This window comes from Bacillus paramobilis (genome assembly GCF_038096195.1).
Lineage (GTDB): Bacteria > Bacillota > Bacilli > Bacillales > Bacillaceae_G > Bacillus_A > Bacillus_A mobilis.
Genome location: NZ_CP151108.1, coordinates 2,056,858 through 2,068,776 on the forward strand (window position 1 = coordinate 2,056,858; position 11,919 = coordinate 2,068,776).

12 protein-coding genes are annotated in these 11,919 nt (G+C 36.4%); 5 read left to right on the plus strand and 7 right to left on the minus strand.

Going from position 1 to position 11,919, the window contains the following annotated elements; genetic code table 11:
• The first annotated feature begins 193 nt into the window (after positions 1-193).
• Both gntK and AABL52_RS10615 read left to right on the plus strand, forming a co-directional pair.
• Complete coding sequence (gntK, locus tag AABL52_RS10610) at positions 194-1,735, plus strand: gluconokinase (protein WP_341519708.1); 1,542 nt, start codon at positions 194-196, stop codon at positions 1,733-1,735.
• Between the two features lie 133 nt (positions 1,736-1,868).
• Positions 1,869-2,930, plus strand: a complete 1,062-nt coding sequence (locus AABL52_RS10615) for a lactonase family protein (RefSeq protein ID WP_341519709.1) — start codon at positions 1,869-1,871, stop codon at positions 2,928-2,930.
• Between the two features lie 125 nt (positions 2,931-3,055).
• Here the strand turns inward: AABL52_RS10615 and AABL52_RS10620 are convergent, their stop codons facing one another.
• Positions 3,056-3,229, minus strand: coding sequence for a DUF1272 domain-containing protein (locus AABL52_RS10620; RefSeq protein WP_001162795.1), 174 nt, complete (start codon positions 3,227-3,229; stop codon positions 3,056-3,058).
• A gap of 195 nt (positions 3,230-3,424) precedes the next feature.
• On the opposite strand from AABL52_RS10620, the gene AABL52_RS10625 reads away from it, so the two are divergent.
• Positions 3,425-4,246 (plus strand): pentapeptide repeat-containing protein, encoded by an 822-nt coding sequence (locus tag AABL52_RS10625; RefSeq protein WP_341519340.1) that lies wholly within the window; start codon positions 3,425-3,427, stop codon positions 4,244-4,246.
• A 47-nt stretch (positions 4,247-4,293) separates the two neighbouring features.
• Here the strand turns inward: AABL52_RS10625 and AABL52_RS10630 are convergent, their stop codons facing one another.
• Positions 4,294-5,178, minus strand: a complete 885-nt coding sequence (locus tag AABL52_RS10630; RefSeq protein ID WP_262743039.1) for a DMT family transporter — start codon at positions 5,176-5,178, stop codon at positions 4,294-4,296.
• A 333-nt stretch (positions 5,179-5,511) separates the two neighbouring features.
• On the opposite strand from AABL52_RS10630, the gene AABL52_RS10635 reads away from it, so the two are divergent.
• Positions 5,512-6,297 (plus strand): glycosyltransferase family 2 protein, encoded by a 786-nt coding sequence (locus AABL52_RS10635; protein ID WP_270343547.1) that lies wholly within the window; start codon positions 5,512-5,514, stop codon positions 6,295-6,297.
• On the opposite strand, the gene AABL52_RS10640 is transcribed toward AABL52_RS10635, so the two are convergent.
• The 5 genes from AABL52_RS10640 to AABL52_RS10660 form a co-directional block, all read right to left on the minus strand.
• A complete protein-coding gene (locus tag AABL52_RS10640) occupies positions 6,266-7,189 on the minus strand; it encodes an NAD-dependent epimerase/dehydratase family protein (protein WP_270607104.1) in 924 nt (307 codons plus the stop codon). The two genes, AABL52_RS10635 and AABL52_RS10640, sit on opposite strands and share 32 nt — an antisense overlap.
• A complete protein-coding gene (locus AABL52_RS10645; protein WP_341519341.1) occupies positions 7,186-8,409 on the minus strand; it encodes a class I SAM-dependent methyltransferase in 1,224 nt (407 codons plus the stop codon). The genes AABL52_RS10640 and AABL52_RS10645 overlap by 4 nt, the downstream gene beginning before the upstream one ends.
• A 12-nt stretch (positions 8,410-8,421) precedes the next feature.
• Positions 8,422-9,477 (minus strand): CDP-glucose 4,6-dehydratase, encoded by a 1,056-nt coding sequence (gene rfbG, locus AABL52_RS10650; RefSeq protein WP_341519342.1) that lies wholly within the window; start codon positions 9,475-9,477, stop codon positions 8,422-8,424.
• A 1-nt stretch (position 9,478) separates the two neighbouring features.
• Positions 9,479-10,246, minus strand: a complete 768-nt coding sequence (rfbF, locus tag AABL52_RS10655; protein WP_341519343.1) for a glucose-1-phosphate cytidylyltransferase — start codon at positions 10,244-10,246, stop codon at positions 9,479-9,481.
• A gap of 113 nt (positions 10,247-10,359) precedes the next feature.
• The gene (locus AABL52_RS10660) at positions 10,360-11,154 is read right to left on the minus strand and encodes a glycosyltransferase family 2 protein (RefSeq protein WP_098085517.1); all 795 of its coding nucleotides are present in this window, start codon (positions 11,152-11,154) and stop codon (positions 10,360-10,362) included.
• Positions 11,155-11,438: 284 nt separating this feature from the next.
• On the opposite strand from AABL52_RS10660, the gene AABL52_RS10665 reads away from it, so the two are divergent.
• Positions 11,439-11,846, plus strand: coding sequence for a MerR family transcriptional regulator (locus tag AABL52_RS10665; protein ID WP_000285637.1), 408 nt, complete (start codon positions 11,439-11,441; stop codon positions 11,844-11,846).
• The last annotated feature ends 73 nt before the right edge of the window (positions 11,847-11,919 follow it).

Here is an 11,919-nt window from a genome sequence, read left to right on the forward strand (position 1 = left end):
CCCGAGTTTGGTACCTTATTACGTGAAAGCAGCGATATGAAAAGACATCCTGCAGTTTCAAAACAGCACAATGGTTATAAAAAGGATCCCTTTATGAGAGTGAAGTTTATAAAAACGTAGCTCTCATAAGGGAGCGTCTTTTTGTATACATCATGGTGCTCTTTTGTTATCGGAATAATTTGAAAGGGGTTACATAGTGAGCTCGAAATATATGATTGGTGTAGATATTGGGACAACTAGTACAAAAGCAGTTTTGTTTTCGGTTGATGGATCTGTTATTGCAAGTCATGGGATTGAATATCCTTTATATTCTCCCGCACCAGAAACAGCAGAACAAGATCCAGAAGAGATTTTTCAAGCGGTCATACATACGATTAAAGAAACTATACAATCAAGTAATGTGCAGCCAGTTGATATTCTTTGTGTTTCTTTTAGTTCGGCCATGCATAGTGTCATTGCTGTAGACGAAGTAGGGAAGCCGTTAACGAGGTGTATTACTTGGGCAGATAATAGAAGCGCAAGCTGGGCAGAAAAAATAAAAAATGATATGAATGGTCATGAAATTTACCTTCGTACTGGAACACCAATCCACGCTATGTCACCATTTTCAAAATTAGTTTGGCTTAAAAATGAGCATGCTGAACTGTTTGCAAAAAGCTATAAATTCATCTCTATTAAAGAGTTTGTTTTCTATAAGTTATTTAAGGAATATGTAATTGATTATTCTATTGCATCAGCAACAGGAATGTTCAATTTGAAATCTTTAAACTGGGATGAAGAAGCCTTACGTGTTGCAGGAATTACAGATGAAAAGCTATCTACAGTTGTTCCAACGACGCACAGTTTAATAGGGATACATGAAGAACTTGCAAGAGAGATGAATGTACTTGTTACTACTCCTTTTATAGTCGGTGCGAGTGATGGGGTACTATCGAATTTAGGTGTAAATGCAATAGAGCCTGGAGTAGTTGCTATCACAATTGGTACGAGTGGTGCGGTGCGAGTTGTAACAAATCAGCCTGTAACGGATCCGAAGGGTAGGACTTTTTGTTACGCGTTAACTGAGGACCTTTGGGTAATTGGTGGACCGGTTAATAATGGCGGTATGATTTTCAGGTGGGTCCGCGACCAATTATGTGAGTTAGAAATTGAGCATGGGAAGCGCTTAGGAAAAGATCCTTATGAATTGCTTACTGAAATAGCAGCAAAAGTAAATCCTGGGTCTGACGGTTTATTATTTCATCCGTATTTAGCAGGAGAAAGAGCTCCCTTATGGCATGCGAATGCGCGGGGATCTTTCTTTGGGCTTGGACTACATCATAAGAAAGAGCATCTTATCCGTGCTGTTTTAGAAGGAATCATTTATAACTTGTATACAGTTCTTCTTTCGTTAAAAGAATTAATTGGCGAACCGAAAAAAATTCAAGCGACAGGTGGTTTTGCGAGGTCAGAACTTTGGAGACAGATGATGGCAGATATTTTTCATCAAGACGTATATGTTCCGGAAAGTTTCGAAAGTTCATGCCTAGGAGCAGCTATCCTCGGGTTATATAGCATAGGTGAAGTAGATACATTACATGTAGTTTCTAATATGGTAGGTGCCAATTTTTATCATGAGCCAAATATGGAAAGTGTGGAGAAATATAAAGAATTAACACCGATCTATATTCGTTTGGCCCGTCATCTGGAAGAAGAATATGAAAGTATAGCAGCTTTTCAAAAAAAGTGGATTTAGAGGCTATTTGGCAGGGAAATATGGTAACTTATAAAGAGGTACTCAAGTTTTTTTAGATGTTCTTTCAAAAATAGTTCACGGTTGTTCTGTAAAAAATATGATGAACAAAAACTATAGGGAGAGGGTTATGAAAATGGCGGATAACAAAGAGTTTATTGGATATGTTGGAACGTACACGAAAGAAAATAGTGAAGGAATATATAAGTTTACTTTAGACACGGAAGCAAAAAAAATTAGTAATGTAACACTTGCGGCTAAGCTGGATAACCCTACATATGTAACGATTAGCAAAAATAATGAATATCTCTTTTCTGTTGTTAAGGATGGCGAATCGGGTGGTGTAGCTGCTTATTCGATTCATAGTCATACTGGAGAGTTAAAGGCGAAAAACAGACAAGTAGTAGAAGGTGCTTCTCCTTGTCATATTAGTGTGGATAGTGGAAATCGTACGGTAGTTACAGCGAATTACCATAAAGGGACGATTGAGTCTTTTGTAGTAGATGAAGAAGGTGGAACTGTAAATGTTGCCCAATCTATTGTTACACATGAAGGTTCAGGTCCGAACAAGGAAAGACAAGAAAAACCACATGCACATTACGCGGGATATACTCCTGATGAAAAATATGTGGTAGGTGTTGATTTAGGGATTGATAAAATACTTACGTATGAAATAAAAGATAGTAAGTTAAAAGAAGTAAATAGCTTGTCTGTGAATCCAGGAAGCGGTCCGAGACATATTACTTTTCATCCGAATGGAAAGTACGCTTATGTGATGACGGAACTGAGTTCGGAAGTTATTGTATTATCATATAATTCGGAAGAAGGGGCCTTTACAGAGTTGCAGTATATTTCTACAGTTCCGAAAGAATTTGATGACAATAGTCAAGGAAGTGCGATACATATTTCTTCTGACGGCTGTTTTGTATATGCAGCGAACCGCGGCCATAATAGTATTGCTGTTTTCAGTGTTGACCAAAATTCAGGCGAGCTTACATTTGTTGCACATACATCTACAGAAGGAAATTGGCCGAGGGACTTCGCATTAGATCCGACTGAAAAGTTTCTTATTGCTACAAATGAAAAGTCACATAATCTTGTGCTATTTTCAAGAAATGAAACGACAGGGGAGTTAACACTGCTGCAATCTGATGTTATTGTACCAGAGCCTGTTTGTGTAAAGTTTTTGAATGTTTAATTGGAGTTTCAATGTATAAAGTGGTGTCGTTATTTGCCGGTAAGTCGATATATTAAAAAAATCGTTGATATAATTTCAAATCCCCAAAAATAATAAAAAGCAAAGCGATATCGCTTTGCTTTTTATTATTTCTTTTTCGGTCTACGTACTAATTCGCCGCCGCAGTTTGGGCAAACGTTTTGTCTTTCTTCTGTACAGGGTGCACAAAATGTACATTCATACACGCAAATGTAAGCTTCGGAATTTGATTCGAGAGATTGATCGCAAATTTGACAGTTTGTTTTCATTTCGAGTGCCATAGTAATTCTCCTTTTAGTTTGAATATTTATAATTTAATTATAATTCAATGAGCAGAGTTAGTCCTTTTCAATTGAAAGGAAATCAAATGAGAAAGTTATGATTTGAAATGAAAGATGCTATTTTATTTTAAAATTGATTATTTAGTGCAGTTGGAATATTATGAAATAGTCAAAAGACAATAGGGGGTATATATTTTGACTAATCATAACGATCATTTAAAAGCAATCTGTGAAAAATGCTTCGGTTTATGTTGCGTGGCGTTACCGTTCGCAGCATCGGTAGATTTTGCGGTGAATAAAGATGGCGGGAAGCCATGTACTAACTTACAATCAGATTTTAAATGTAGCATACATAAAAATCTTAGAGGAAAAGGTTATAAAGGTTGTACAGTATTTGAATGTTTCGGCGCTGGACAGAAGATTTCGCAAGTTACGTTTAACGGGATTGATTGGCGGAAAGATGCTAAGCATGCGAGAAAAATGTATGATGCTTTTCCGATTATGCATCAGCTTCATGAAATGCTTTGGTATTTGAATGAGGCTATTCTTTTACAGGCGACACAATCGATTCATAAAGAATTAAGTAAAGCGATTGAAGAGACAGAGCAACTTTCGAATTTAAATGCGGACGAGTTAATGAAAGTAAATATCCCGTTACACCGTGCAGAAGTGAATGTGTTACTTTTAGAAACGAGTGAGTTAGTTTGGAAGGAAATGAATGCAACGCGTAAGAAACGAATTAGTCATCGCGGAGCAGACCTTATGGGGGCAAATTTGAAGAAGAAAGATTTGCAAGGAGCGAATTTAAGAGGGGCTTACTTAATTGCGGCTAACTTAAATGGAGCAAACTTAAGAGGAGCAGATCTTATCGGAGCAGATTTGCGAGATGCAGATATTCGCGGAGCAGATTTTACAAATAGTATTTTTCTGACGCAAGTTCAAGTTAATGCGGCGAGAGGGGACAAACATACGAAATTACCGAAATTATTGTCCCGTCCATCGCATTGGAGTGCGTAAAGCGTGTATACGAACAGGCAGAGATTAAAAATCTCTGCCTGTTTTTTTCATTTCTTTTCAAAAGTAGTAATTAAAACGCTACATATAATAAGAGTACCACCAATAAAAAAGTTACTATTTAATGTCTCATTTAAGAGCAGCCAACCGAGCAATGATCCAACGATAGGTTGGAAGAAGAAAAATAATGATCCGATGCTTGCGTCCATTAATTCTAATCCTTTATTCCAAAGGAAAAAGGCACCTGCCGTTGAGACGACACCTAAGTAAATTACGCCTAATATTACGTACGTATTTACTGTTTCGATAGAGGTTGATTGTAGTTCCCATATCATAAAAGGTGTAATGAAAAAGAGTGAAAAGAATATGGCGTACGTTGTAATCACTAAAGATGAAAATCGAACTGAAGCAATCTTTACATAAATGGATAGTAAAGCCCACGTAATAGCGGCACCGACTAATATGATTGTACCGATAAAATAGGAGTCAATTTCAATATCCCATCCAATGACGATAATGACGCCGATTGTCGCTATGATAGTAGATAGCAGTCTACGAGCAGTTAGTTTTTCTTTTAAAATGATTGCTGCAAATATAACCATAAATGCGGGAGTGGCTGATGTTACTAACGAGCCTGTATGAGCGTCAGATAGTTTTGTTCCGATAAATTGACATGTAATCGAAATGAAATATCCGATAAATCCAATCCAAGCGAATAATAGCCAATCTTTTTTGTGAATGGTTACTTTTTTCTTTTGCTTTTTCTCAGCTATTTTCAAAATGAAATATAAAACAACGAAAGCGATAATAAAGCGTAGCCAAACGAGTGTCAGTGGTGGGATAAAGTCGAGTACGTATTTGCTAACAACATACATACCGCCCCATATACTAGCTGCTAATGATAAACATATAGCTCCTAAAATTGTTTGTTTCATGTAAAGTACCTCCGTCTATTTTTAGGGTATTATGAGTTCCCTAAGACGAGGCATAGTGTTATGTGTTATATGAATGCCCGCCTTAGTTTATAGGCGGCCTACAGGTTGATCGTTTTCGAATGAAGTGTTGTAGTACATGAGTGCATTCCTCCTTCATAATTTTATAATGATATTATAACTTAATTTTCAGTTTATTGGGGTGTTTCTTTAGAAAATGGAAATGGTGGTTGTCTAAGAAAGCATAGTATATGGTAGAAAAACATATTTTTAAAATAAAAGAAACCAATGACATAACTGATAAGTATAGTAAGAGTAGGATGAAAAAGTAGATTAATAGAGAACGAGGAGGAGATTGTTATAACTACAACCGTTATTTCTCATTTTTATAACGAAGAATATTTATTACCGTGGTGGCTTGCTCATCATACGAAACTGTTTGATCATGGCATTTTAATTAATAAAGGTTCAACAGATCGTTCGGTTGAAATTTGTAAAAAATTCGCACCACACTGGGAAGTGCGAGATTCTGCAAATCCAGAATTTGATGCACTAGCGACAGATCATGAAGTGATGATGGTAGAACAAGAAGTAAAGGGATGGAAAATGATTTTAAATACGACTGAGTTTCTTTGTGTACAAGATAAAAATCAGTTTTGGAAATCACTGAATGAATTGGGAGGGAGAATGTATTGGCTGGAAGGGCTTATTATGGTCGATGATCTTAACTATAATTATCCGGACCTTAACTTTGGAATACCTTTAGTGAAGCAGCGATTTCACGGTTATTTGCCAGAAGACTGGGCGTTATGGAGAAGAGGCAGATTTATTCATAATCATGCACACGGGAGTTATACGGTTGGAAGACATTTATCTGCGCATGAATCTATGATTTATCCGCCTCTTGCGTGTATTGCATGGTTTGGTTTCAGTCCGTGGAATGATGAGATGAGAAAGCGGAAATTACAAATTGGTCCGACTCTTTCTGAAGCTAGTAAGCATGGGGGAATGGGAACGCATCATATTATTACACCTGAAAAATTAGAAGAATGGTATAAGGATTTAGCGAGAGGAGCGAAGGATTTACGTTTTAGTGAGGCGTATCGTTATGCTTTTTTATAAATGATTCCCACCATAAAATTGTTTCTTCAATTCCTGTATTTAGATCGTATGTTGGTTTCCAGTTTACTTCATTTTTTAAACGCTCTACATTAACGCCGACGAATAAAGGTTCATCTTTAGAGAAAGGGATCGCACCTAGTTTAATGAAATGTTCTTTTCCTATCTTTTTAGCAATGATAGAAGCTAATTCTTTAATTTGTACAGATTGACCAGAAGCGATATTGATTGTGCCTGTAACGTCGTGTTCTAATACAGTTACGAGAGCATCAGCGACGTCACTCACATGGAGGAAATCTCTAGATTGTTTTCCATGTGTACATAGTGCTTCCTCATTTTTTAATAAGGAAGTGATAATGTTAGAAACGAGCCGATTCCCTTGTTCGTGAGGGCCATACATATGAAAAATGCGGCCCCAACACATGCTGAGGTCTGTTTGCTCAGCGTATGATTGTAGCCAGGAGTGTAGCGCGTTTTTACATAATGAATACGGGGTTTTATAGGAAAGAAGCGGTGAATCTTCAAATAGTATGCCGTTAAACCATTCATATTCTGCGCCAGTACCTGCAACAACAACTCGCTTTCCGCCGCATGTTGTGAAGTGTTGAATTAATGAGATGCTGGATGCAAGCCAATAGTAATTATGAATAGATACATAACACGCTGGCGGCACTGCTTCCCAAGCTAAATGAATGAGATGACTAGGCTTCATGTCGTAAATGAGTTTTTTTACTTCTTCATCGCAAAGTAAGTTTACTTTATGCCAATGACAAGAAAGGTGAGAGGGTTTATTTGTATTGTAAGTGGCGTGCACTTCATAGCCCTTTTGTATAAGAGAATTTACAACATATTTACCAATCCATCCACTACCGCCTGTTATAAGGATTTTTTTCATGGCTCAATTACCTCAACTTCTGGTATCGTTACTAAAAATTTTCCGCCCCATTCACGAATGAAAGAGCATTCTTTCATAATTTCATCTTTCAAATTCCAAGGAAGTATGAGAATGTAATCAGGTTTTGTACGCTTAATTTCTTCTGGAGATTGTATTGGAATGCGGGTACCTGGTAGAAGGAGATTTTGTTTGTGAGGGTTTTTATCTACTGTATAAGCTAGAAATTCTTTTCCTATCCCGCAATAATTTAAAAGGGTGTTTCCTTTAGCAGGAGCACCGTAACCGATAATTTGTTTGTTTAAAGCTTTCGCTTCGATAAAAAACTTTAAAATATTTATTTTCAATTGTTCGATGTGTTTAGAAAAAAGGAGATAGCAATCTAATGTATCTAGTCCGTGATCTACTTCTTTTTGGATTACGTTTGTAACATTGGAATGGATAGTGGATGAGTCACTATGGTGGTTTATAAAAATACGCAATGAACCACCGTGCGTTGCAAGTTCTTCTACATCGACAATTTGTAAATGATGATGAGCTAAAACTTTTTGAAGACTTATAAGTGAGAAATAGGAGAAGTGCTCATGGTAGATCGTATCAAACTGTTTACATGATATGAGATTTAATAAGTGCGGGAATTCAACTGTTATCGTGCCATCTTGTTTTAATAACGTTTTTAAACCGGCGACAAAATCATGTAAGTTCGGAACGTGTGCCAATACGTTATTTGCGACGATTAAATCTGCTTGCGGTAACTTTTTTGCTAAATTATTGCTAAAAAAATTTACTTCAGTAGGAATTCCTTTTTGGATAGCGATTTCTGCTACATTTTTTGCCGGTTCAATTCCTAGTGTTTCGATATGTTCTTTTTGAAAGTATTGTAATAAATATCCGTCGTTACTCGCAATTTCAATTACTTTCGAATGGTTTGTTAAGTTAAAACGCTTAATCGCCATTTCTACATATTGCTTAGCGTGTAGTAGCCAGCTTGATGAGTAAGAACTGAAGTATAAATAGTCATGAAAAATATTGTGCGGGGATTCAAATTCATCTAATTGTACAAGTAAACAAGAGTTACAAACAAATGTGTGCAGCGGATAAAATGGTTCCATTTTATATGAGTTTTCAGGAGCTACAAATGAGTTAGCGAGAGGGGAAACTCCTAAATCTAAAAAAGTATTTGTGAGTAATGAGTGGCAAAAACGGCATTTTTTCTGTTCCATTTTATAGCCCCCTTATAAATTTTTGAATGCATCGATTTGTTGTCGCGTGAAAGATTTCATATTTTCACCAGATGCATATTTTTTGTACCAATCAACAGTCCAAGCAATAGAGTGATCTGTTGATAACTTAGGTGTCCAACCGAGTTTATTTATTGCTTTTGTACTATTGAGTGTTAAGATAGGGGATTCATAAGGTGTGTTTGTATGAGGAGAAAGGATTGTTAGTGGTCGATTCCATAATTTCATTATAGATTGAACGACATCATGAACGGTTCTGTTAGGTTCATTCATCGGACCGAAATTCCACGCTGCTGCATATTCAGCGTCTTTCCACAGCTTCTCAGCTAAAAGGATATAGCCATGTAAAGGGTCTAATACGTGTTGCCACGGGCGAATAGCGTGTTTGTTTCTAATATTTAACGTACCATCTTGTAAATATGCACGAATGACATCTGGGAATAATCGATCTTCTGCCCAATCACCACCGCCGATGACGTTACCTGCTCTTACTGAGGCAAGTTTTTGAGTATGAGTGCGGAAGAAGGATTTTTGATAGGAAGTTGCAACTAGTTCAGCACATGCTTTACTAGCGCTATAAGGGTCGAAACCACCTAACCGGTCAGTTTCCACGAATGCCTGGTTACCGCTCCCGTCATTTTCATAGCATTTATCACTTGTAACATTAATGATACTACGTATACTGTCTATATGTTTTGCCGCTTCTAATACGTGAACAGTACCTAAAACATTCGTTTTAAATGTTTCGATAGGATTTTTGTATGAAATGGTGACAATCGGCTGGGCTGCTAAATGAAATAGTATGTCAGGGTTGTGTTGCTGTAGGGCATGGAATAAAGAATCGTAATCTGTAATGTCGCCATGAATTGTTATGCACTCTTTTGCTATGTTACCTTGTTCAAAAAGGTTAGGAATGGATGGGGGATGAGAAGAAAAGCCAACTACTTCTGCACCTAAAGAAGTTAAAAAAAGGGTGAGCCATGAGCCTTTAAAGCCAGTATGTCCCGTAATAAATACTTTTTTCTTATTCCAAAAAGATGATGAATCCATATTACCAAACCTTCCACGGAGCGTTATTACTTTCCCATAGCTCGACTAATTTATTTTTATCGCGCAATGTATCCATCGGATGCCAAAAACCAGTATGTTGATATGCGGCTAATTTGTTTTTGTTTACTAACTGAACTAAAGTGTCTGTTTCAAAAACTGACTTATCTCCACTAATGTAATTGAAAACATCAGGATTTAAAACGAAAAATCCACCGTTAACCCATCCACCATCACCTAGTGGCTTCTCTTGAAAGGATGTTACAGATTGTTCATCTAAGACGAGAGAACCGAATCTACCAGGAGGTTGTACGGCCGTAACAGTAGCCGTTCTGCCGTGTTTTTTATGAAATGCAATGAGTTCTTTTATATTTACATTACTTAATCCATCGCCATAAGTGAGGCAGAAAGGTTCGTCCCCGATGTAATTTTGTATTTTTTTAACTCGTCCACCTGTTTCGGTATTTAGACCGGTATTAATCAGTGTAACTTTCCATGGTTCTATACGATGAGAATGGTTAGTAATCGTATTGTCGTTTAAATGTATCGTGAAATCGGACATGTGTAAGTTGTAATTTAGAAAAAATTCTTTAATTGCATATCCTTTATAGCCTAAGCAAATAATAAATTCAGTAATCCCGTAATGGCTATACAAACTCATAATGTGCCATAGAATAGGTTTTGTTCCAATTTCAATCATAGGTTTTGGTTTTAAATGAGTTTCTTCCCCAATCCTTGTTCCGTATCCACCAGCAAGAATAACAGCTTTCATTTTTTCCTCCTAAAATAAAAAATATAATATATACAGTATTCATATTGTATGCAAATGGTTTTCGTTTTGACTAAGTGCGTAAAAATATGTGGAGCATGATAGGGTGAGAAATATTAAGGTTTGAATTTAGGGAATAATTGTTGATACTCAGGGTGATTACGTAGATCTTGTGTTGAATTAGTTAACATTAAAAATCGAGCTTCGAGTTCTTCAGAGGATCGACCATATTGTTTTTGAAGTCCCAATTGAACGCCCTTTTTTGAGAGGGTAGGTGTAATTTGTAATTTTCTTGCCTTGGTATGTTCGTTCCAAGGGCTAAAATAAAATTTGAAAATGAATGAAGGGGAGTTATAAATGATAGGTTGGTGCCGCGTAAAATGTCTGCCTGGTAAATATGCACCATCAAGATGGTTGTGTATAAATCTCCAGGCACATCCGACTGCTGGGTTATAAGGAAAAAGCCCGTGATATCGTTGTTCTACTAAAGGAATGGAATATCTTAGTTTTGAATAATTGTAATCATGCTTATCAATCATGACAATCATTCTAATCGCATACATATTTTGGCCTAACGTATGAAGTGATGAGAAAAACTCTTCTACATTGTTACAACAAAGAAATTCCGTAGTATTTAATACCATTTTCCAACCTGAAACCTCTCTTTCAATTTCCATCACCTCAATATCAGTATTAGTGGGATCGAAATCAAGGAATCTTGAATTTCGTACTTCCCAGTTGGGAGCAAATAATTTACAAATTTCAACAGAACGATCTGTAGAACCTCTATTAATTAATATGCCGTGATCAAATATTTTTGTATGATGCATAAGCCACCATGGTAATAAATACTCCTCGTTATAAAAGTGAGAGATAATTGTCCTAGTGATTTTAATCTCCTCCAGTTGCATAAATAATGATTTTATTTCAATAGTATTATCATATGTTTTAAATTAAGGAAGGTTGAAAGGAATGTGTGATTCCATTTTTACATTTTGGTATCAGCATATCGAAAAAACATTAATCTAACTATATGGATAGAGTTATAGAGTTATAGAGTGTGAATATACTACATACTTAGATAGCATGTGAAATTTTGTATAAATTATGAATAATAAACCGTCACGTTTGACTGTACAGTTTATGTATTGTATGATGGTAGTAATATAAACAAGGGGGGAAGATCGTTGGGAAGGTGTATCGAATCGGACAGTTGGCTCTCATGGCTCACGTGTCGAAACGAACGATTGATTATTATACGAATCTAGGAATCTTAAAAGCGGAGCGATCTCAATCTAATTATCGCTATTACGACGAAACAGCATTTGAGACATTACAATTTATTGAGAAGTGCAAAGAAATGCATATGCCGCTTTGTGAGATTAAAGAGAAAATCGAGGAGAAGAAGAAGCTGCTCGGTATCAATGAACACGTTTCGAAACAAGTGAATGAAGTGACAGACCATATTCATCGATTAGAAGCAGAGTTAACGGAGTTAAAACCGCTTTTAGATGGATTGACTGATTCACAACGTGAAAAAATATCGAAATCTTTATCTGGTCAAACGACAGCTTTAATACAGACACTTGCTCTATTATTATAGAAAAAAGTGAAATCCGACCTCTTTAATTTTTGTATCGGGCTATGTTTTCTAATGAACAAATAAGAAAACATTA